Source organism: Clostridium felsineum DSM 794, from assembly GCF_002006355.2.
Taxonomy (GTDB): domain Bacteria; phylum Bacillota; class Clostridia; order Clostridiales; family Clostridiaceae; genus Clostridium_S; species Clostridium_S felsineum.
This window is the reverse complement of sequence record NZ_CP096980.1, coordinates 2423520-2446147: the sequence shown is the minus strand read 5'-3', so window position 1 is coordinate 2446147 and position 22628 is coordinate 2423520. Positions and strand designations below refer to the sequence as shown.

Here is a 22628-nt window from a genome sequence, read left to right as displayed (position 1 = left end):
AATTAAGGATGAATTTAGTATGAAAGATATACTTATCATAGCAGGACCTACAGCAGTAGGAAAAACTGATATATCAATAAAATTAGCCAAAAAAATAAATGGGGAAATTATATCTGCGGACTCAATGCAAATATATAAGCATATGGATATAGGTTCTGCTAAAGTCTCAAAAGAGGAAATGAAAGGGGTTAAACATCATCTAATAGATATAGTTGAACCCTCTGAAGATTTCAGTGTTGCAAGCTTTAAAGAAAAAGCTCAAAACGCTATAGATGATATAACAAGTAGAAAAAAATATCCTATAATTGTTGGTGGTACGGGTCTATATATAAATTCTTTAATATGTAATTATGATTTTACTGGAGCATATAAAGACGAAAAATATAGAGAACACCTACAATCTATTGCACAAGATAAGGGTAAGGAATATATTCACGAAAAACTTAAGGATATAGACATAGATTCATATAGAAAATTATATCCAAATGATTTAAAGAGAGTAATAAGGGCACTAGAGGTATATAAAATAACAGGAAAAACTATAAGCGAACTAAATAGTAACGTAGATTTATACGATATACCTTATAACATTCATTATTTTATATTAAATATGAACAGAGAAAAATTATATGAAAGAATAAATTTAAGAGTAGACATTATGATTAAAAATGGTCTTGTTGATGAAGTTATAAAATTAAGGGATATGGGATATAATTCAAATATGCAATCTATGAAGGGAATAGGGTACAAAGAAATACTTTCTTATCTTGAAGGTTATATTTCCTTTGACGAAGCAATAGACCTTATCAAGAAGGGAAGTAGGCACTATGCAAAAAGGCAGCTTACTTGGTTTAGAAAAGATAAGAGGGCTATTTGGATAGACAAAGACCGATATAAAAATGATGATGATATAGTTTTTAAAATTCTATCTTCTATGGAAGAAATTTAAAAGGATTTTAAAGTTTTTTATAGAATATTAATTATGTAAAATAAACGGAGGGTGAGTATCATGAATAACAAGTCAACAAATAATTTGCAGGATATATTTTTAAATAGTGCAAGAAAGAATAAAATACCTGTTGCAATTCATCTTACAAATGGATTTCAAATGAGAGGTAATGTTAAGGGATTTGATAGTTTTACGGTAATACTTGAAAGTGATGGAAAACAAATGATGATATATAAGCATGCAGTATCTACTATAACTCCTTTAAGGCCAATATTGTTTAATCAGCCACAACAGGATGAAGAATAAATTATAGAGAAAGTAGGCAAGTTTTTTGATTGCCTCTTTTTTGAGTGTGTAATTAAAAACTTGTCTTAACCAGGAGGAATACGAAGTTTATGCTAGAATTTACAAAAAAAGCACTTGTGAATAAGTACAAAATTAATGAAAAAGTATTAGATTTATATGAAAAAGCATTAGATGATGTGGAAAAAGAATTTAAATATTATGATGAAATTAGAGAAGGTAATCAACTTAAAGTCTTAGCTGCCTTTCAAGAAGAAAGAATAAGTGAATCACATTTTACTAATTCTAGTGGATACGGTTATAATGATATAGGTAGAGATTCACTTGATAAAGTGTATGCCAATATATTTAACGCTGAAAGCGCATTCGTAAGACCTCATTTTGTTAATGGAACACACGCTATAGGTGCAGCTCTATTTGGAAATTTACGTCCTAATGATACTATGATGTCTATTTGTGGTATGCCTTATGATACTCTTCACGATATAATAGGAATGGATGATAGCAAAAAGGTAGGTTCACTTAGAGAATTTGGTGTTAAATACAAAATGGTGGATTTAAAAGACGGTAAGGTTGATATAACATCCGTTAAAGAAGAACTAAAAAAAGACAGTAGTATAAAGTTAGTTCATATACAACGTTCTACAGGATATGGATGGAGAAAATCTCTAAGAATAAATGAAATAGAAGAAATAATTAAAGAAATAAAGAGCGTTAAAGAAAACGTGATAGTTTTTGTTGATAACTGCTATGGTGAATTTATAGAAGAAAAAGAACCTACAGATGTTGGAGCTGATATAATAGCAGGTTCCTTAATAAAAAATATTGGAGGAGGAATAGCTACAACAGGTGGATACATAGTAGGAAAAGAGAAATATGTAGAGCAAGCTACATTTAGAGTTACAGTTCCAGGAATAGGGGGAGAGTGTGGCTCTACATTTGGAGTTATGAGACAGCTTTATGAAGGACTCTTTATGGCTCCACATGTTGCTATTGAAGCTGTCAAAGGTGCTGTGTTTTGTGCTAGAATAATGGAACTTGCAGGTTTTGAAGTTCTTCCTAAATATAATGATAAGAGAACAGATATAATACAAGCTATTAAGTTTAATGATGAGAAAAAATTAATTGATTTTATAAAGGGAATCCAATATGCATCGCCTATAGATTCTTTTGTACAATGTGAACCATGGGATATGCCCGGATATGAAGATAAAGTTATAATGGCAGCAGGTACTTTTGTACAAGGCGCTTCAATAGAATTATCTGCAGATGCTCCTATAAGAGAACCATATATAGGTTATCTTCAAGGAGGATTAACTTTTGACCATGCAAAGTTAGGTGTGCTTATATCTCTTTCCAAATTAATAAATTAAAAATAAGTGGCTTTCAATGAAAGTCACTTATTTTTAATATCTTCTGTATATACCTACTAATTTACCTATTACTTCACAATTGTCAACTATAATAGGTTCCATAGTATGATTTTCTGGTTGAAGCCTTATTTGATTCTTTTCTTTAAAAAATCTTTTTATGGTTGCATCATTTTCTATTAAAGCTACTACTATATCACCATTTTGAGCATAATTTGTTTTTTCTATAATGGCTAAATCATCTTCATATATACCAGCTTCAATCATACTATTTCCACTAATTTTTAATATAAAAAGCTCATTTGTGTTTTTTACAAAATTTAATGGAATAGTGAGATAATCTTCTATATTTTCAACAGCAAGAATAGGCTGACCCGCTTGAACCTTACCTACTATAGGAATATCAATCATTTCCCTTTTTGATATAGGATCCTTTATAAGCTCTATAGCTCTAGGTTTAGTAGGATCACGTCTTATAAGACCTTTTTTTTCAAGTCTTGAAAGGTGACCATGTACTGTAGAAGTTGAACTCAAACCAACTTTTGCACAGATTTCCCTAACAGAAGGTGGATATCCTTTATCTAGAACTTCTTGCCTTATGAATTCATATATTTCACTTTGAACGTCTCTTGTTTTATCAGCAGCCAATTTACACACCCCGCAAGAATTTTAATATACTAATTATTAAATTAAATTATAGCATAATATATATAACTATGCAAACTTATGTTCTGTTTTTCAACAAACTAAAAATTTTATATTAGTTATTGAAATGAAATAGAATATTTGATACAATATACTGTATTGTATAAAAACTCTAAAGAAGGGTAGTTTTTTATGGATAAGATTTGTATATTAGATGAAAATAAACCATGTACTAATTGTGGTGAATGTGACAAGTGTGATTTGGATCCAAATAAGGTATGCAACAATTGTGGTAAATGTCTTAATCCAGACAATGTAAATACAAGGTCTATACTAATTGACAATGTCATAGATGATGAGACACCAGTTAGTGCTGAGATAGTAGGAGAAAATGATGAAATTTTGCATGATTATGATGATGATTATATAGAAGAAAATGATGAACATGAAGAGCTTGAATTTGAATTTATAGACGATATAGACGGATTGAATGACATCTTAAACAATGAAGACAAAAGAAATAAGTATATAAACGAAACATCACCAGGTATATTTACCTTAAAAAAGGATAAGTTGAATAGATAAAAACTAGAGGAGGGTAATTGTAATTTACCTTCTTCTAGTTTTTATAAGTTTACATAATAGTTATTATGTAATTATTTTATAGTATTAAGCGGATTTGATTTTACTGCTTTCCTTAAATTTTCATCATCTATATGAGTATAAATTTGAGTGGTAGATACACTTTCGTGGCCTAGTATTTGCTGGAGACTTCTAATATCCACATTTCCATACTTATACATTAAAGTAGCAGCAGTATGCCTTAATTTGTGAGGGGTAAGCTTTTCGTAATTTAAATTTGCATTTTTAGCATACTTTTTTACCATGAGTTCTATAGTTCGCTGATTTATTCTACCAAGTTTTCTGCTTATAAAAAGAGCATCTTTGTCATTTTCTTTTATAAGTGCAGCTTTTTTATTTCTTACAGGCAAATAATTTTCTATGGTTTTTATACACATTTCGTTTAAATAAATGGTTCTTTCCTTATTTCCTTTTCCCCGAATAGTTAAAGTATCTCCCTTTATTTTGGAAATATCAATGCTAACTAATTCCGATAGCCTAAGACCGCAATTTAAAAACAAAGTCATTATGCAATAATCTCTTTCTTTAAAAGGTCCATCTATAACATTTAAAAGAGCTTCACTTTCTTCAAGTGTTAAGTATATAGGATTTCTTTTAGGTATACTAGGTGATTCTAATTCCAAAGTAGGGTTTTCTTTTATTAATTTAACTTTTCCCGAAAGGTACTTAAAAAAAGATCTTAGTGCAGCTATTTTTCTTGCTCTGGCATAAGTACCGTTGTTTCTAAATTCCTCAGCAAAACTCAAAAATGCGAATAAATCCTCTAAAGAGATGGACTTCAAAAAATCTCCATCTATATCGCTAATTACAACATCTTCAAAATCCTCATTTTGAGATAGACCACGATATAGTTTTAAAAATCTAAAAAATAGAATCAAGTCTATTTTATAGTTATAAATAGTTTTTTCGGATTTACCTCTAATAGTTCTTAGATAATTTAAAAAGTTGTTTAAAGATACTGGTAAGAGTGGATCGTTTATCTGTTTCAATGAATATTTCATAAAAAACCTCCTTTACTTCGTCAAATTCCTATTTTACGAATAAATATTCTACAAAAGGGGGGCGAAATCCTTCTTTTTATAGTTACTTTTTTAATGTAAAATTTAAAAATACTTTTTGTAAAATCATAATTATGTACATATATAAAAATCTATTTCAAAAAAGCCTTAAAAAAACTCAAATATATGTTTAGAAAACTTTCTCACTCCTACCCATTTTATTGATAATCAAGTGAAAGCTATTATCAACTACCTATGTTTAGGGGTTCTACTTTACTGGAAATTAAAAAAATAAAAACTGGTAAAAATAAATCAAATTATTTTTACCAGTTTTGTTTTATTTTCCTGACACGGATATTTCTTTCACTACAATACTAGGGCTTCCAAAGTTTCCTGTGGAATTTGGAGGATAAAATTCAAGGTCATTTGCAGCCTCTTCTATATTTTTTAGCAAAGTGTAAAAATTTCCTGAAATAGTTATCTGCTCAACAGCTTTTGTTAATTTTCCTTTTTCTATAAGCGTTCCTTTAGCAGAAAGAGAAAAATCACCAGTTTCAACATTAGCTCCTGAATGTGTTCCTTGAAGGTCATTTATAAGAATACCATCCCCTACGTTATTTACTATTTCGTCAAAGTCTTTATTCCCTTTTTCTATATAAAGATTAGTTGGGGAAACACCTATGGATGATGAGTATTTTGTTTTTGATGCATTTCCTGTGCTAACAGTATTATCTTCCTCTGCTGATTTTATATTATGAAATAGACCTTTTAAAACTCCATTTTCTATAATGGTGTTTTCTTTTGTTGCTACTCCTTCCGCATCAAAAGGTTTTGAGTTTATTGCATTTAATAACGGATTATCTATAAGTGTTACTGAATTACTAGCCACTGCTTTTTCTAATTTGCCCTTTAATAAAGAAATTCCCTTGTTTACATTTTCTCCATTAAAGATCCCCCAAAAAGTTCTTAGCATAAGTGCAAAGGTAGAATTTTTTATTACAATTTTATACTTTCCAGAAGCTACAGTTTCTCCATCAAACCTACCTATGGTATTCTTTATAGCTTTTTCTACAAGTTCATCTTCATTTAAATCTGATTTGCTTTTATAAAAGGCATATGCGTAATCTGTATTAGTCTCCTCTCCTTTGTTTAAAACTATTTCTATTATAGAAGACTCATGGTTTGATTTGTAATTTAAGTTCAATCCCTCTGAGTTAATTATTCCATATTCCTTTTCTACATAATTAACCTCTGCCATAACTGTTTTTAACTTGAATTTAGAATCGTAACTATAATTTTGAGCTTTTTCACTAAGATTGAGACAAAGCTCTAGTCTGTCCTTTGCCGAAATTGACGCCAAATTTTCATTGAAGGTATCAACCTTATGATACTGCTGATTTTTCCCATTAAAAATCACTTCTTTTTCTGTACTGTCATTATTCAAAGCATTATCAATGACAGCATTTATAAGAAAATTTATAGAAGCGTCATCTAAAATTTCTGTAGATGCCATACCTAATTTGCCATTATATATCCCCCTAAAGCTAATTCCAAAGGTTTTACTTATAGCGTAATTGTCTATATCTAAATTATAGCTAGCTATGTTTAAATTGCTAATATACTCATAATATAATTCATAAGAAGATATATTATTTTTCGTTGCTTCTTCTATTAATTTTTCTTTAAATTCCCTTATATCCATTTTAACGCCCCCCAACAGTTATTTCAGACACGCGTATAAGAGGCTGACCAACGTTTGTAGGAATATTACCACTGGCTGCACCGCATGTACCTGAGCCTAAAGCTAAATTCTTTCCAACCATATCTATGTTGTTTAATATTTCTGTGCTTTTTCCTATTAAACTTGCACCTCTTACAGGTTCTTTTATTTTACCATTTTTAACAAGATACCCTTCTAGTACTGAAAAGTTAAATTCACCTGTTATAGGATTAACGGACCCTCCACCCATTCTTTTAGCATAAAGTCCATTATCAATAGAGGCTATAATATCTGAAGAGTCGTCCTCCCCTTCTTTTATATATGTGTTTGTCATTCTTGACGTAGGTGCAAATTTGTAGGATTCTCTCCTTGAGCTACCATTAGCTTTAACACCCATTCTCTTTCCGCTTAAATAATCTACCATATATGATTTTAATATACCATTTTCAATTAGTACCTTTTTCTCCGAAGGGTTGCCTTCATCATCAATATTTATAGAACCATAGGCATTTTTTATAGTTCCATCATCTACAGCAGTAACTTTGTTAGATGCTATCTTCTCACCTAGTTTATTTGAAAATACTGATAGATTTTTGGATACAGATGATGCTTCTAGTGCGTGACCACAAGCTTCGTGAAATATTACACCACCAAAACCATTTTCTATAGCAACTGTCATTTTTCCTGAAGGACATGGTTTTGCTTTTAACATTGTTATTGCCATTTCGCTAGCATCTACTCCGCACTTTTCTGGACTTATGACATCAAACATTTCAATACCCATACTTCTTCCCGGTGCAATGTATCCTGTTTGGTTTTCAATCCCATCACTTGCTACAGATTTTATAGTCATTCTTGAATGTATTCTTCTATCTGTAGTGTATAATCCAAAACTATTAGCGATTATTATTTTTTGATCAGAGTCCTTATAGGTAGTTTCTACTTGAACTATAGATTTATCATAGTTTTTTGCAGAGAGAGATGCTCTTTCAATTATAGCTTTTTTATCAGAAATTCCAACAGAGGATGGAACATATAATACAGGATGGATATTTGAATTCAATCTTTCTTTTAATACTATAGATTTATTTAAACTTAAATCTCCTAGTGCAAGAGAGGATTCTTTAGCTGTTCTTAAAAGAGTTTCCTTATCTTTTGAGTTTGTATAAGCATATACACTTCTTAATCCTTTAATTATTCTTATACCAATCCCAAATTCTCTACTTGTAGTAGATTTTTTTAGTTTTAAACTGCTCATAAATAAATCATTTGATATGGTATCCTCTACGAATATTTCTGCAAAGTCTGCACCTGTTTTTAGCGATGCCTCTAGCACATCTTGAATTAAAGTTTTATTTATCATAATTATCAACTCCTTATGTGGTATATAGCCTTAGTTAGTACTATTATATAGTATAAATCTGGTAATTGCAAAACAGATGGACCATTACAAATATATTAAAAAATCATTTTCAATTTATAATTCTTTAGAATGTTTTTTTGCATACCTTTTATACTTTCATCAATACTATTGTGATGTCTATTTCGGAATACTCACATATAAAAATTACACTTTGCAACTTCTTAGAAACTTTTCTCTTGTAACATTTTTTCTTCTATTGTTTGATAGTCCTGCAAATACTTAGACTCTTCATAGCTAGCCACTAAGTGCATGAGATGCTAATGCTAAAAACTCAAACACTTATCTTTATTTGCAAAAACAAAATCAACAGCAATTTTCCCACCAAAAGATGCCCCAATAATTTATATTTAGGTATTTTAGTAATTCATTAATAATATCATTATAAGAAAAAACTCCCACCAGTGAATACACTTAAACCATAACCTGAAATATCAAATATAATAACATTAAAATGGTTTGCCATAAAATTAAACGGTCCTTCCCACATACAAGAATCTGCTATACCTGTATTAATAAAAAGTATAGTATCTCCTGTAGTTTTGGATTCAAAATATATGTTAACACCTGTAGTTTTAAAAAACTTTTTCTTAATTTACTCTTAGAATATTAGTATATTACAGTTTTTTAAAATATCAGATGTTAATCATTTATACAAAATAGAATCTATTCATTACTGCTATTTTTAATTACATAGTCTGTACCTTCATGGTTTCCGTGTTATTAAGGGCTTCAAATGCTTTAATATAACCTTTCATCTGTTCAATAAGTTTACTCATATTATATACTCCTGTATTCACATGATTTTCAAACTAAATTGAGTAGTGTTTTGCCATCTTTGTGACAATTATATTTCCAACATAATATTTATAAATTGTTCTATGTTGTAATTCCACTTTTGGATATATGCAAAAATTTGTTCACTACTTCAAGAAATAAATTAGGATCATTTGTTATTTAGTTGCAGACTTAATTACATATAGTATGCTCACATTCAATATTATCATATTTATATTTTTTTAAATTGTTTAATTTTATGCAAAGCTACAATTTCAGACTCAATATCATGCGAATATCTATTATAAAATTCAAATCGTTCATATTGACCATCTTCTAAACTTAAATATTTTTTTGCAATTTCTTTTACATTATAAAAGTCATTTTGTGAATAATATGAAAAACTCCATTTTGCGTTTAGAAATTTATTTCTTATGTTTATCAAATAAGGTAAATCGACCTCTCCCATTGATAATCCATAAATTTTAATTGTGTCTATACATTTATGTTTTATTTTCTTATCTAAAAAAGTATCACAATTATTAATATACAAATTTACATCTTTACGTAATTCTCTTAAATTATGCAAGATACATTTCAATTCATTTTCTCTATTACAAGATGCTTGATCAAAATAATCTTTTTCATATTCTTCTAAATCTTTTTTTATTTCTTGAATCCTTATACCATTACCATGTCCTATAACCAACGTATTTTCCGTATATTCTAGCGCTTCTCCATGAATATGTAAAATTTGATCTTGATTAATTCTATAAATTTCCTCAAGTGTATGTGTATAGTTAAATGATAAATATATGTCATTTTTCCTCAAAGGTACTTTGAATTTATATTTTTTTATTTTAGCTCGAATGATATTATAGTTTTCTTTTTTATCTACAACATTTTTTATCCATTAAGATAAAGCTTTCTTTATTTCTTTAGCATTATCATACTGATACATTTCTAAGTCAACAGGAGGATCATCATACTCAAGTCCCAAGTCATCTTGAAGTGTTTCCTCTACCCAAGATTCATTAATTTCACCTAAATGTGTTTCGAAATCCTTCCAAAAAAAACCTTCTACTGAATAATAAAAATCATCACCAGGAAAGCCATAATATATACCTTTTTTAAATCCATACATATCTGATAGTTCATCATATAGACTTGAATTATTTTCAATTAGATACGAACCAAAATAAAAGTAACTACTTGGTAACCCATGATAAAGGTCAAATCCGTTTCCTATAATATTTAAATTCAAAATAATACCTCTCCCTTCTTTAATTACCTTTTCATTGTAAAACTTACTGATTCAATAAAGTATATGCAAGTACATTTTTCATTACTCATTATTTAGTAAATAGAAAACAAGCACTGCTCTTCAGCAATGCTCATTCTTAATTGTGCAAAACTTAATTCTCTTAAATCTAAAATGAAGTTTTCTAATATACATAATAATTAAGCCAGAAAGTATCACTATCATATTCTGCATGTCTAATTACAAAGATATTCTTGCCATTTTCTGATGCAACTATATATGTTTCAGGCTTATCAGATTCAGCTAAAATTTTCACATTAGAAAAAGCTAAACTACTAAATTAATATTATTTTTGCAAGTTTTATTGTCCAATATTGATATTGTAGTTTTGAACTTCTAGCATACCCTGACCACCACAAGATTCACTTCCAAACTCAATTGCATTTATATAGTGATCTTTTGTTAGTCCTACTGAACTTGAAGTTCCACTACTATAACGTGTTGCAGCATCATTCCAAAAATTTGAAAGACTAAAGCCTGTAGCATCATTAATAGGTGCATCTTGATTTATATAAGAAATAACTCTCCAGCCTGAACTTCCATCATTGTCATAAACCTTGAAATGGTGTCCATTGATATAAACATCTTGTGGATTACTACCCCAAGGACCCTGTACTTCGTGATCAAGCCATACCATAATTTCATATCCGCCTTTGAATCCACCTGATCCGCCTGTAGGTTGCGTTTGAGGATAAGACCATATATCGAAAGCTGTATCCCATGCTCCACTACGGTTAGTACGTTTAAGATTAAAATCAACTGTATATGATTTATTTTCACTAATTTGATGCAAAGGAACTGCTCCATTAAACCAAGCACCGGAGTTTGGAGACCAGCCCCAGCCTACTTCCTGATAGGAAACTACATTGTTATTTGTAGAATTCATATTCCAAGACCAACCAAAAGCATCTTTATTGTTTACTTTCTCAGTAAATATGCTTCCAGAACCAGTTCCATTTTTTCCGATACCCCAAAGATTGTTTACTATTGCCATTCCAGGCAAGTAAGGAGTTGTTATGGTATCCCAATTTGAAGATTTTACTGTTGAAACTGAACCATTGGCCTGCTGACCATTGATATTTATGCCTACAGCTGGGTTATTCCATATTTCTGTAGGTGGTGTTACTGGTGTACTTCCAGTTGGGGTGAATTTTATCCATTCAATGTTATATCCACCCTTTGGTACGCCTATTCCTATGTCTTGAGACCCTGCATTTAATGTAACAGTTTGAGAAATAGTTTGCCAATTTTGCCATCCGCCCGTTGAAGGAACATTAACAGTACCATAAACTGGATTTCCGCCGTATTTCTCTAAACTTATTACTCCTCCACCATTTAGTGACGCAACTCGATATTCTACTGTATATTGTCCTGTTACTGGCAAATTTACAGAATAAAATGCCAGCCAATCTCCTGCATCAATATATGAAACATTTTTGCCACCTTCTGAGCAAGTTTCTGTTTGAACACCACTCATATTTGAATAATTTTCAGTTCTTAATGTTACTGGTGATGGTGTATCGCCAACAGGGGTGAATTTTATCCATTCAATGTTGTATCCCCCTTTTGGTACACCTATTCCTATGTCTTGAGCTCCTGCATTTAATGTAACAGTTTGAGAAATAGTTTGCCAATTTTGCCATCCGCCCGTTGAAGGAACATTAACAGTACCATAAACTGGATTTCCACCAGATTTCTCTAAACTTATTACTCCTCCACCATTTAACGATGCAACTCGATATTCCACTGTATATTGTCCTGTTACTGGCAAATTCACGGAATAAAATGACATCCAATCTCCTGCATCAATATATGAAACATCTTTACCACCTTCTGAGCAAGTTTCTGTTTGAACACCACTCATATTCGAATAGTTTTCAGCTCTTAATACCACAGGATCTGAAGTCATGGCGTTTACAGTTTTATTATTTGGTAAAAAATCACAATATGCTAATGAAATTATCATTGAAAAAATTAATACTAAACTTAATAGCTTTTTTTTCATAACATATAATCCTCCTTATTTTTTTAATTCCACAAAATAATATTAGACCTGAAATTACCACCACCTTACTTTAAAAACAATCTAAACAGGATTGATTAGGGATATATGCAAATTAGGACCACTCGATAACAATATAATATCCATTTTATGCGTTATAAATAGTCTATCTAAAGAATATACATGCTATTTAATCAAGTGTATCCTAATGGCATAACATAAAAGCGTTTCACAATGAAGGATAAGTGGAATAAAAAATGTTTTATCTTTAAGCATCTAATGTCCAATCTAAACGATAATAATTTTGCTATATTGTTTAGGCGTGAGTCCTGTATATTTTTTAATACACTTATAAAATCACTTTGTGAATTAAACTCAAGATAATTTGTTGGAATAGTTAATTTTGATGAATTTCATTTTAATACAATTATTCTTCTTAATTCGCTATAATAAGTTAATATAATAATACCATATTTTTAACATATTTACAATAATTATCATATATATACTTAATAAATACTAATTTGGGTGAATTTTATTTATATAAACATAATTTACAAACAAAATATTCATGTATATTGCTACACAAGATTCATTGCTAATATGCTGATATATAATAAATCTGTTCGACAGTAAGTTTGTCTAAATTCTATATGCAGATTGAGTATTATTTTTATCACTTATAATTACTATGTCACCATTAGTGAATATCTTATACTATCAAAGTTTGCTTGGCACATGCTATTTATGTCGATATATACTTTTGCAATTATGTATTTATACTAAATTAAAATATTTATAATACGATAAAAATAAGCACTACCTCTCAGTAATGCTTATATCTTTAAATTCATTATTATTTTTTCTTAAAACACATGAGAATTCCTTACCCCTATTGCTTATGTCTTAAAAACAACATTTCTCATTTTTTATCAAAAATCTCTACAAACAATTGTACTAGATGAATTTTATAGCTTTTCTAAAGTTCAAACGGAGTTTCTTGATATACATAGTAATTAAGCCAGTTAGAAAATAAAAGATTAGCATGACCTCTCCAGGTAACCATAGGTCCCTTCTCTGGATCATCATCTTTAAAATAATTCTTAGGGAGCTTTATATCCATACCTTGATTTTTATCACGAAGATATTCCTGATTCAAGGTGTCACTATCATATTCAGCATGTCCCATTACAAAGATATTTTTGCCGTTTTTAGATGCAACTATATATGCTCCAGCCTCATCAGATTCAGCTAAAATTCTTATATTAGGATTATTCTCTATATCCTCTTTTTTTACATAAGTATGTCTTGAATGTGGAGCATAAAATTTCTCATCAAATCCTCTTGTTAATTTTATATTTTTTTCATTAAGGTGATGCTCAAATACTCCAAATATTTTTTCATTAAGTCTATGTTTAGGTATTTTATAATGATGATACAGACCTGCCTGTGCACCCCAACATATATGTATGGTTGAGGTTACATTAGTAACTGACCAATCAAAAATCTTGCATAGTTCATCCCAGTAATCTACTTCTTCAAAAGTAAGTGTTTCAACAGGAGCACCAGTTACTATCATACCATCAAACTTGTAATTTTTAATATCTTCAAAAGTTTCATAAAATTTAATCAGATGTTCCTCTGAAGTGTTTTGAGATTTATGTGTTTGCGTATGAATGAAAGTTGGATTAACCTGAATGGGCGAGTTTCCAATAAGTCTTAATATTTGTGTCTCTGTAATTATTTTAGTGGGCATCAAATTCACTATAAGAATGTTAAGTGGTCTTATATCTTGATGGTATGCCCTATTCTCATGCATAAAAAATATATTTTCTTCATTTAAGGTTTTTGCTGCTGGAAGATTATCAGGTATTTTTATAGGCATTTAGTTCACCGTCCTAGTCTTAATAAATTTTAATATAAAAAATCCGCCTTTCATAAGAAAAACGGATTATTAATCACAAATTAATTTATTATTAATAAACTGTTTTCTTATCTTTCAAAACTAAATAAGTTTTGCAGGAATTAACACCGTACATTTGCCGGTTGTCAGGTTTCATTGGGCCAGTCCCTCCGCCTTCTTGATAAGAAATAATACGTATATAATTTTCATTAAATAACAGTTATACTATAGTACAATTTTTATATATTGTCAACATTCAAAAGACATTATTTACCTACATTATGAAATTTTATAGCATCATTTTTTACATCAATTACTGTTTCTCCGCCCTTTGTTAGATTTCCAAAAAGAACTTCATCTACAAAGTAAGGCTTGATTTTTTCTTGTATGATTCTTAAAATTTCTCTCGCACCATAATTAGAAGTTAAGCCTTTAGCTGCAATCCATTTAGCACACTCATCTGTGACTTTAATTTTTATATGCTTTTTACTTAGCTTCTTTTGGAATTCGTCTATGGATTTTTTAACCACACGAACTGCCATATCTTCATCCATTTTATTAAAAATTATTATATCATCAAGTCTATTTCTAAACTCAGGAGAAAATATCTTAGAAACTTCTTTATCTATATTATCTTCTCCTACAACTCTATTTCCAAAACCAACTTTATTTTTACCTATTTCTGAAGCACCCGCATTAGAGGTCATTATTAATATAATATTTCTAAAATCAGCTTTTTTTCCACTGTTATCAGTAAGAGTTGCGTAATCCATAACTTGAAGAAGTACATTTAAGATATCAGAATGAGCTTTTTCAATTTCGTCTAAGAGAAGAACACAGTACGGATTCTTTCTCACTGCATCTGTTAAAAGGCCCCCTTCTTCATAGCCTACATAACCTGGAGGTGAACCTATTAGCCTAGCAACAGTATGCTTTTCTTGGTATTCACTCATATCAAATCGTATAAGCTTTATATTTAGAGCTTTTGCTAACTGCTTTGATATTTCTGTTTTACCAACACCAGTTGGACCTACGAAAAGAAAACTTGCTACAGGTTTATCTTCATCATTAAAACCAGCGCTTGATCTCTTAATAGACTGAACTATTGATTCTAAAGCTTTATCTTGACCAAAAATTTTACCTTTAAGATTTTTCTTTAAGTTCTTAAGCTTCTCTATTTGATTTTTAGATAAATCTTTTACTGGTATACCTGATATAGAAGATATTATATTCTCTACATCACGTACATTTATATATACCTTCTCATCGCCCTTTCTATTCATTTCAGCTGCTGCTCCACATTCATCAATTACATCAATTGCCTTGTCTGGCAAAAATCTATCATTTATGCATTTAGAAGAAAGAGTAGCTGCTGCTTTAAGGGATGCATTAGTATAGTGTACATTGTGAAACTCTTCATATTTAGTTTTTATACCCATAAGAATATCAAAGGTTTCGTTAATGCTTGGTTCACCTACATCTATTTTTTGAAATCTTCTGGATAAAGCTCTATCTTTATCAAATATTTTTTTGTATTCATCATAAGTAGTTGAACCTATAAATTTTATTTTACCATCAGTAAAGTATGGCTTTAATATATTAGCTGCATCTACAGTTCCACCTGATACAGCGCCAGCGCCTATAATTGTGTGTATTTCATCAATATAGACTATCGGTTTTGAAGATTTCGATATTTCATTGAGTACATTTTTTATTCTTTCTTCAAAGTCACCTCTATATTTTGTTCCAGCTACCATGGTTCCCATATTTAAAGTGTAAATCTTACTACCTTTTAAAACATTTGGCACCTTGTTTTCAGCAATTAAAGCTGCAAGACCTTCTGTTATAGCTGTTTTACCCACACCTGGTTCACCTACATGAATAGGATTGTTTTTTCTTCTTCTACACAAAACTTGAAGTGTTTTTTTCAATATATCTTCTCTACCTATTAGTGGATCTATAAGACCATTTTTTGCTTTTTCAGTAATATCTTCTGTATATTTTTCCATTGCAGAAGATTCTTCTTCATGATAATCATCAAATAAGTATTCGTTTTCTGGTAAGGGTTCTATCTCATTATCAATGCTATTGTTTACTGTTGATATTCCATGTGTAATGTAGTTTAGAAGCTTAAGTCTAGTAATACCCTGCTGTTTTAAATAATAGCTTCCAAAAGACGCACTATCGTCGTATATAGCCACATATATATCACCTAAGGTTACTATCTCTTTTCCACTAGCTAAAACATGATTAGCTGCTTGATTTATTATATTTTCAACCCCTACAGTTTGAGTAGGATCTCCCGATTCTAATTTTTCAACGTTCTTCATGAAATATTTCTCAAGTTGTTTTTTTAAATTTTCTACAGAACCACCTGTGTTTACAATTATGTTTATTCCATCATTATAAAATAGTGAAGCATATAAAATATGTTCAGGTGTAAAATATTTGTGCATATCAAATTTTGCTTCGCTATATGCTGCTGTAATAATTTCATTTACAATTTCATCCAGTTTCAAGTTCTATACCTCCCCCATGGTCAACTTCAATGGATATCCATTTTTAGAAGCTAATTTTTCAACTTCATTTATTTTAGTCAATGCAATATCATATGGATAAATTCCTGCTATGCCTATTCCATGTTTATGCACATCAAAGGTTATTTTAACAGCGTTTGCAGGGACTTTATTGAATACATCAATGAGCACTTCAATTACAAACTCCATTGTTGTATAATCGTCATTATGTAGTATTACTTTATACATTTTAGGTTTTTTAATTTTAAGTTTCATATTTTCCTCAAAGGAAGTTTTTAAAGACATAATACACAACTCCAATTATAAATTAAATTAATCTTATCTTATTTTCAATATATATATATTATTATACCATCTTATTACAATAATTAATACATATAATGTATTAGTATTCCCTATTCTAAAAAAGTAGGATATATACTTTACTCAGCATATATCCTACTTTTTTAGAATATCCATATCCCTGTTCCCATTGGTACTGTATCATAAATATATTTAGCATTTTGTAGTGCCAAACGGACACAACCATGAGAAAGAGAAGCACCTAAGGTTCCATCAACTACATTACCATTTTTATCAAAGAGTATGCTATGAAAAAGATAATTGCCATGAATTTGAGTATAGTATTTACAAACCACGTCATTTTCAGTTTTAAAGGCTAATCCTTTACCTTCTACATAGAAGTGACCAGTTATAGTCGGTGTTTCAGATGAGCCTGATGTACATTCAAAAGTATTTATAAGCTTCCAATTATGTGGATCTCCATTAAATACATACACTCTTTGATCCTTTAAGGATGTAATTATAAAAAATTTGGTGAAAGTTGGCGTATCATTAGAGTTAGCTAAATTTTCAGCATCAGCTTTCATTGTTTGGACTTCTGGGTTAGCGTCAGGTTGAACCGCAGAATTTACTTTTGTTGCATCAGTTGGTGTCTCTTTTAGTAAATTCATAGTTTGATCTGATACACTTCCATCTATAGGTATATTGTGCTTGTATTGAAAATCACGTACAGCCCAATCCGTAGAAGGACCAAACTTCCCATCAGCTGTAATAGCATACCCATAATTGTTAAGTTTGTCTTGAATTTTTTTTACATCACTTCCGCTAGAACCCAACTTAAAAATTTTAGGCTTAGGTGCTTCTTTTACTTTTTTTGTGGCTGAAGGTAAATTTTTTGATTTTACTGGATTTTTCGTCTTATTCTCCAAATTTCCACAGCCTGAAAAAGTTAAAATAATTATAATGACAAGTAAAATAATTTTTTTTTGGTTAAACATATATCCACCTTTTATATATAATAATTTAGGAAAATATTTTTCTCATGATTAATTATATACTTTTACTTGCCGCATGTAAATAATTTACACATCAATATTTACTTCTAAACCCATATATTTCTTATTTTCTAACAAAATAGGATTTACACAGTTGTTTATGTATTCCTCAACTTGATAAGGCGCTCTTCCTACAAACTTATTTGGATCTATTATTTCATCAATTTCTTCTTCTGTTAGCTTAAAGTAAGAATCTTTTTTGATTTTTTCTATCAAATCATTTGATAAACCTTCAGCCTTAATTCTTTTAGCAGTTTCCATTGAATATTCTCTTATCTTTTCATGAAGTTCTTGCCTATCACAGCCTTTTTTTACAGCTTCCATCATAATATTCTCTGTGGCCATAAAAGGAAGCTCATTTTTAACATGAGAAGCTATTACATTTTCATAGACAACCATATTAGAAGATACATTTATATAAAGATTTAAAACTCCGTCTAATGCTAGGAAAGCTTCAGCAACAGAAATTCTTTTATTTGCAGAATCATCTAATGTTCTTTCAAACCATTGAGTTGCAGAAGTTATAGCCGGATTAAGAGAATTTACTATTATATATCTAGCAAGAGCACTTATTCTTTCAGATCTCATAGGATTTCTTTTATATGCCATTGCAGAAGATCCAATTTGATTCTTTTCAAAAGGTTCTTCCATTTCCTTCATGTTTTGAAGTATTCTTAAGTCATTACTAAATTTATATGCACTTTGAGCTATTTCTGAAAGAGTATTTAATACTATAGAATCTACTTTTCTAGGATAAGTTTGACCCGTTACGTCATATGCTGATTTAAAGCCCATTTTTTCAACTACTTTTTTCTCAAGAGTTTTGATTTTTTCTTGATCTCCATTAAAAAGATCCATAAAACTTGCTTGAGTTCCTGTAGTTCCTTTAACTCCTCTTAATTTCAAATTTTCAATTACAAAATCAAGATTTTCTAAATCTATCATTAAATCTTGAATCCATAAAGTAGCTCTCTTACCTACTGTTGTAAGCTGAGCAGGTTGAAGATGGGTAAACCCAAGGGTAGGAAGTGATTTATAATCTACTGCAAATTTACTTAAACTTGAAATTACATTAAGAAGTTTTTTTCTCACAATTAAAAGAGCTTCTTTCATTATGATCATATCTGCATTATCACCAACATAGCATGAAGTTGCTCCTAAATGTATTATACCTTTTGCAGATGGACATTGAACTCCATACGCATATACATGACTCATTACATCATGTCTTACTATTTTTTCTCTTTCTTCTGCAACATCATAGTTTATATCATCAATATGAGCTTTTAATTCATCAACTTGATTTTGTGTTATATTTAATCCTAATTCCATTTCACTTTCTGCTAGAGCAACCCAAAGTTTTCTCCAAGTTCTAAATTTCATATTGTCGGAAAAAAGGTAACTCATTTCTTTAGACGCATATCTTTTATTAAGTGGTGTTTCATAAGAATTTCTCATATTATACCTCCGTACATAAATATTATGTTTATTAAATTCGTTTATATTATAACATATATTTTTTATAAATATAAGATTTTTGTTCGTGTTTGCATTTTGACCATATTATAAAATAAAAAAACAATGAAAATTAATTTTCATTGTTTTTTTACTTAATTTTTACTCATCTAAAGATTCGATTAATTTAACTATTTCCTCAGCTGCTAGAGCTTCATCATCACCGGAAACGATTAACTTAATGTTACTATCTTTTGAAACTCCTAATGATAAAACACCGATAAGGCTCTTAGCATTAGCTTTTTTACCATTGAATTCCATAGTTACATCTGATTTGAAACCTGATGCTTTCTTTACAAGTAAAGTTGCTGGTCTAGCATGTAAACCAGTAGAACTTTTAACAACAACGCTTTTAGTTACCATACAAATCACCTCTAAAATTAATATTACTGTATAAAAGCTTGTAACAAGCTTTTTACAGTATAACATAAATTGATAGCATGTTCAAGAAAAATACCATTTATTAAAAACTACAAATATATAGGCCAAGATTAGTTTAATTTACCTATAAACTCCTCTATTTTATCAAGCCCTTTAACTATATTATCCATTGATGTTGCATAGGATAATCTTACATATTTATCATTTCCAAAACCTGCACCAGGAACTACAGCAACTCTACTTTGATTCAAAAGTTCTTTTGAAAACTCTACAGAATCAGTTATTTTTACACCATTTATAGTTTTACCAAATAATTCACTGATGTTTATCATTACATAAAAAGCACCTTTTGGCGTAGAGCAATGTATACCATGTATGCTATTAACTTTTTTAATCATATAGTTTCTTCTTTTTTCAAATTCCTTCACCATTGAATGTAAGTCATGTTGACTACCATTCAATGCTTCTACACTTGCATATTGAGTTATAGAATTGGCATTTGAAGTAGTATGCGCTTGTATATTAGACATTAACTTTATAAATTTAGTTGATCCTGAAGCAGCATAACCTAATCTCCAACCTGTCATCGCATAGGATTTAGACATACCATTTATCACAACTGTTCTATTAAACGCATCCTCGCTTAAACTAGCTATGCTTACGTGCTTTTCTCCATCATATATTAACTTTTCGTATATTTCATCCGAAACTATGAATAAATCTTTTTCTTTTGCAAATTCAGCTATAGCTCTAAGTTCATCTTCTGTATAAACTGCTCCAGTTGGATTTGAAGGACTATTTAAGAGTATAGCTTTAGTCTTATCTGTATATGCATTTTTTAAATCCTCAACTGAAAATTTAAAATGATTTTCTTCTGTGGTGTCTATAATAACAGAAACACCATCATTTAGTTTTACAAGCTCAGGATAAGTTACCCAATAAGGAGAACTCATTATAACCTCATCGCCAGGATTTAATAAGGCTGAGAATATATCAGACAAACATTGTTTAGCTCCAGTTGATACTATAACATTTTGTATAGAGTAGCTTAAGTTGTTATCTCTTTTAAATTTGTCACATATAGCTATTTTAAGTTCTTTAATTCCTGAAACAGGTGTATATTTAGTATACCCATTTTCTATAGCAGATATAGCAGCATCTCTTATATTTTTTGGGGTGTTAAAATCTGGTTCTCCTGCTCCAAAGCCTATTACGTCTAATCCATTTGCTTTCATTTCTGATGCTTTGGCAGTTATCTCTAAAGTTATTGAAGCAGCTATTTGCTCGGCCTTTTTAGAAAAATTCATTTTTTATTTCCTCCAAATCTATAGGTTTTCTAGTTAAGTATTAGTTATAGAAAATCTGTATTGTTTATTATTTTAAATTATAAGCTACATTTTGAAATATACTACAATTATGGTGGCAACACACCAGCATATGATGTTTATTAAAAAAGGTTTATCTTTAGTAAAAACATCTTCTGGTTTAGCTCCCGCATTTTCTTTCTCCATAAGATATTGATATCTAAATATTCCATATAGTACAAAAGGAATTGTAACCATCATATTTCTACCTTGTACTGAACTAAATGTGTACAGGCAATAAGCAATTAATATTGATGGTGTAACTATAGTAAGCATTTTGTCAATTAAATCCACAGAATACTCTTTTAGTATTTTTCTAGTTACAGTACTTTTTTCTTTTAATGCTACAATTTCACCTTTTCTTTTATTTAAAGCAAGAAAAAGAGAGAGCAGCATAGTGCATAAAAGAAGCCATGGAGATAATTCTACTTTTGATATAATACTTCCACTTTCAACTCTCAACAAAAATCCTGCAGTTATTATCATAACATCTATTATAACTACATTTTTTAATTTAAATGAGTAAAAAAGATTCATTATTACATATGCTAATATTACAATAAGTATTTTCATATCAATTTTATATGTAATTATTGAAAGTGATACAAGAATTATTAAATCTAAAATTATTCCTTGAATTTTTGAGACTTTTCCACTAGCTATTGGTCTATTTTTTTTGTCAGGATGTTTTCTATCTTTATCTGCATCTATTATATCATTAAAAATGTATACACTAGAAGATGCAAAACAAAATAATAAAAACATTATAATATTGTTTAAAAGCAAATTTGTATCTGTAAATCTTCTAGAAAATATAATTGCTGCAAAAACAAAAACATTTTTTGTCCACTGTTTTGGTCTCATAAGTGCAATCATAGCTTTTACGTCAATTTTTTTCATAATATTCCTCCAAAAATTATCTTCAAAGAATAATTTAACACATTTTTATAATAAATAAAAGAGACTTTATGAAATTCAAAAGTCTCTTAACAAAACATAATTATTATCTAGGTTGAACTATAAGTTTAATCGCTGTTCTTTCCTCCCCGTCTATGTCAATATCAGTAAAAGCTGGAATGCATACAAGATCTATGCCACTTGGTGCAACAAATCCCCTTGCGATTGCTATTGCTTTAATTGCTTGATTAATTGCTCCTGCTCCTATAGCTTGAATTTCAGCAGCACCTCTTTCTCTTAATACCCCTGCTAAAGCTCCTGCTACAGAATTTGGATTTGATTTTGCTGAAACTTTTAATACTTCCATAATAACCCTCCTAAATTAGTAAATTAAATAGTATAATTTTCATATTTTTATATATTTTTTATTTCTATAGGTATATAATTCTACATATAATAAAAAATTCCTCTTAAAAAAATGGAAAAAATAAAAAAAGTTTTAAAAAAATCCTTTCAATGTAAAATTGAAAGGATTTTTTGTTTCATT

General features: G+C 29.6%; 18 protein-coding genes, 2 pseudogenes and 1 riboswitch. Of the genes and pseudogenes, 4 read left to right on the top strand and 16 right to left on the bottom strand.

Annotated features, from left to right (window positions below):
- Positions 1–19: 19 nt before the first annotated feature.
- From miaA to CLFE_RS11525, 3 genes are all read left to right on the top strand, one after another.
- On the top strand, positions 20–949 hold the full coding sequence (gene miaA / locus CLFE_RS11535) for a tRNA (adenosine(37)-N6)-dimethylallyltransferase MiaA (RefSeq protein ID WP_077834008.1): 930 nt from the start codon (positions 20–22) through the stop codon (positions 947–949).
- Between the two features lie 60 nt (positions 950–1009).
- Positions 1010–1255: an RNA chaperone Hfq gene (gene hfq / locus CLFE_RS11530; RefSeq protein ID WP_077834007.1), complete on the top strand. Its 246-nt coding sequence runs from the start codon at positions 1010–1012 to the stop codon at positions 1253–1255.
- Between the two features lie 89 nt (positions 1256–1344).
- On the top strand, positions 1345–2625 hold the full coding sequence (locus CLFE_RS11525) for a methionine gamma-lyase family protein (RefSeq protein WP_077834006.1): 1281 nt from the start codon (positions 1345–1347) through the stop codon (positions 2623–2625).
- Between the two features lie 33 nt (positions 2626–2658).
- On the opposite strand, the gene lexA is transcribed toward CLFE_RS11525, so the two are convergent.
- Entirely contained in the window at positions 2659–3270 is a 612-nt protein-coding gene (gene lexA, locus CLFE_RS11520) for a transcriptional repressor LexA (RefSeq protein ID WP_077834005.1), read from the bottom strand.
- A gap of 189 nt (positions 3271–3459) precedes the next feature.
- Here lexA and CLFE_RS11515 point away from each other — a divergent pair, with 189 nt between their 5' ends.
- Positions 3460–3852, top strand: coding sequence for a hypothetical protein (locus CLFE_RS11515; protein WP_077892569.1), 393 nt, complete (start codon positions 3460–3462; stop codon positions 3850–3852).
- 71 nt (positions 3853–3923) lie between these two features.
- Here the strand turns inward: CLFE_RS11515 and CLFE_RS11510 are convergent, their stop codons facing one another.
- The 15 genes and pseudogenes from CLFE_RS11510 to CLFE_RS11435 all read right to left on the bottom strand — a co-directional run bounded on the left by CLFE_RS11510 (position 3924) and on the right by CLFE_RS11435 (position 22448).
- Complete coding sequence (locus CLFE_RS11510) at positions 3924–4910, bottom strand: tyrosine recombinase XerC (protein ID WP_077834003.1); 987 nt, start codon at positions 4908–4910, stop codon at positions 3924–3926.
- Between the two features lie 334 nt (positions 4911–5244).
- Entirely contained in the window at positions 5245–6609 is a 1365-nt protein-coding gene (locus tag CLFE_RS11505) for a TldD/PmbA family protein (protein WP_077892570.1), read from the bottom strand.
- A gap of 1 nt (position 6610) precedes the next feature.
- Positions 6611–7990, bottom strand: a complete 1380-nt coding sequence (locus CLFE_RS11500) for a TldD/PmbA family protein (protein ID WP_077892571.1) — start codon at positions 7988–7990, stop codon at positions 6611–6613.
- Positions 7991–9056: 1066 nt separating this feature from the next.
- Positions 9057–10088: pseudogene (locus CLFE_RS24380) on the bottom strand (AbiH family protein).
- A 193-nt stretch (positions 10089–10281) separates the two neighbouring features.
- Positions 10282–10404: pseudogene (locus CLFE_RS11485) on the bottom strand (homoserine O-acetyltransferase/O-succinyltransferase family protein); the annotation flags it as partial.
- 42 nt (positions 10405–10446) lie between these two features.
- A complete protein-coding gene (locus tag CLFE_RS11480; RefSeq protein WP_077892574.1) occupies positions 10447–12150 on the bottom strand; it encodes a carbohydrate-binding protein in 1704 nt (567 codons plus the stop codon).
- Between the two features lie 976 nt (positions 12151–13126).
- Positions 13127–14032: a homoserine O-acetyltransferase MetA gene (gene metA / locus CLFE_RS11475; RefSeq protein WP_077892575.1), complete on the bottom strand. Its 906-nt coding sequence runs from the start codon at positions 14030–14032 to the stop codon at positions 13127–13129.
- 104 nt (positions 14033–14136) lie between these two features.
- A riboswitch (SAM riboswitch) is annotated at positions 14137–14238 on the bottom strand.
- Positions 14239–14316: 78 nt separating this feature from the next.
- On the bottom strand, positions 14317–16569 hold the full coding sequence (clpA, locus tag CLFE_RS11470) for an ATP-dependent Clp protease ATP-binding subunit ClpA (protein ID WP_077833304.1): 2253 nt from the start codon (positions 16567–16569) through the stop codon (positions 14317–14319).
- Between the two features lie 3 nt (positions 16570–16572).
- Complete coding sequence (locus tag CLFE_RS11465) at positions 16573–16872, bottom strand: ATP-dependent Clp protease adaptor ClpS (protein WP_077892576.1); 300 nt, start codon at positions 16870–16872, stop codon at positions 16573–16575.
- A gap of 161 nt (positions 16873–17033) precedes the next feature.
- Positions 17034–17867: a L,D-transpeptidase family protein gene (locus CLFE_RS11460; protein ID WP_077892577.1), complete on the bottom strand. Its 834-nt coding sequence runs from the start codon at positions 17865–17867 to the stop codon at positions 17034–17036.
- 84 nt (positions 17868–17951) lie between these two features.
- Positions 17952–19382: an adenylosuccinate lyase gene (gene purB / locus CLFE_RS11455; protein ID WP_077892578.1), complete on the bottom strand. Its 1431-nt coding sequence runs from the start codon at positions 19380–19382 to the stop codon at positions 17952–17954.
- Positions 19383–19541: 159 nt separating this feature from the next.
- Positions 19542–19802, bottom strand: coding sequence for an HPr family phosphocarrier protein (locus CLFE_RS11450; protein ID WP_010965126.1), 261 nt, complete (start codon positions 19800–19802; stop codon positions 19542–19544).
- Between the two features lie 128 nt (positions 19803–19930).
- On the bottom strand, positions 19931–21127 hold the full coding sequence (locus tag CLFE_RS11445) for a pyridoxal phosphate-dependent aminotransferase (protein WP_077892579.1): 1197 nt from the start codon (positions 21125–21127) through the stop codon (positions 19931–19933).
- Positions 21128–21211: 84 nt separating this feature from the next.
- On the bottom strand, positions 21212–22075 hold the full coding sequence (locus CLFE_RS11440; RefSeq protein WP_176091577.1) for a decaprenyl-phosphate phosphoribosyltransferase: 864 nt from the start codon (positions 22073–22075) through the stop codon (positions 21212–21214).
- A 112-nt stretch (positions 22076–22187) separates the two neighbouring features.
- Entirely contained in the window at positions 22188–22448 is a 261-nt protein-coding gene (locus CLFE_RS11435) for a stage V sporulation protein S (RefSeq protein ID WP_010965123.1), read from the bottom strand.
- Positions 22449–22628 lie beyond the last annotated feature (180 nt).

What these genes read in the sequence shown, in the direction of transcription:
- miaA (WP_077834008.1), top strand. Translation starts at nt 20, where the DNA reads ATGAAAGATATACTTATCATAGCAGGACCTACAGCAGTAGGAAAAACT.
- hfq (WP_077834007.1), top strand. Translation starts at nt 1,010, where the DNA reads ATGAATAACAAGTCAACAAATAATTTGCAGGATATATTTTTAAATAGT.
- CLFE_RS11525 (WP_077834006.1), top strand. Translation starts at nt 1,345, where the DNA reads ATGCTAGAATTTACAAAAAAAGCACTTGTGAATAAGTACAAAATTAAT.
- CLFE_RS11515 (WP_077892569.1), top strand. Translation starts at nt 3,460, where the DNA reads ATGGATAAGATTTGTATATTAGATGAAAATAAACCATGTACTAATTGT.
- CLFE_RS11510 (WP_077834003.1), bottom strand. Translation starts at nt 4,910, where the DNA reads ATGAAATATTCATTGAAACAGATAAACGATCCACTCTTACCAGTATCT.
- CLFE_RS11505 (WP_077892570.1), bottom strand. Translation starts at nt 6,609, where the DNA reads ATGGATATAAGGGAATTTAAAGAAAAATTAATAGAAGAAGCAACGAAA.
- CLFE_RS11500 (WP_077892571.1), bottom strand. Translation starts at nt 7,990, where the DNA reads ATGATAAATAAAACTTTAATTCAAGATGTGCTAGAGGCATCGCTAAAA.
- CLFE_RS11480 (WP_077892574.1), bottom strand. Translation starts at nt 12,150, where the DNA reads ATGAAAAAAAAGCTATTAAGTTTAGTATTAATTTTTTCAATGATAATT.
- metA (WP_077892575.1), bottom strand. Translation starts at nt 14,032, where the DNA reads ATGCCTATAAAAATACCTGATAATCTTCCAGCAGCAAAAACCTTAAAT.
- CLFE_RS11465 (WP_077892576.1), bottom strand. Translation starts at nt 16,872, where the DNA reads ATGTCTTTAAAAACTTCCTTTGAGGAAAATATGAAACTTAAAATTAAA.
- CLFE_RS11460 (WP_077892577.1), bottom strand. Translation starts at nt 17,867, where the DNA reads ATGTTTAACCAAAAAAAAATTATTTTACTTGTCATTATAATTATTTTA.
- purB (WP_077892578.1), bottom strand. Translation starts at nt 19,382, where the DNA reads ATGAGAAATTCTTATGAAACACCACTTAATAAAAGATATGCGTCTAAA.
- CLFE_RS11450 (WP_010965126.1), bottom strand. Translation starts at nt 19,802, where the DNA reads ATGGTAACTAAAAGCGTTGTTGTTAAAAGTTCTACTGGTTTACATGCT.
- CLFE_RS11445 (WP_077892579.1), bottom strand. Translation starts at nt 21,127, where the DNA reads ATGAATTTTTCTAAAAAGGCCGAGCAAATAGCTGCTTCAATAACTTTA.
- CLFE_RS11435 (WP_010965123.1), bottom strand. Translation starts at nt 22,448, where the DNA reads ATGGAAGTATTAAAAGTTTCAGCAAAATCAAATCCAAATTCTGTAGCA.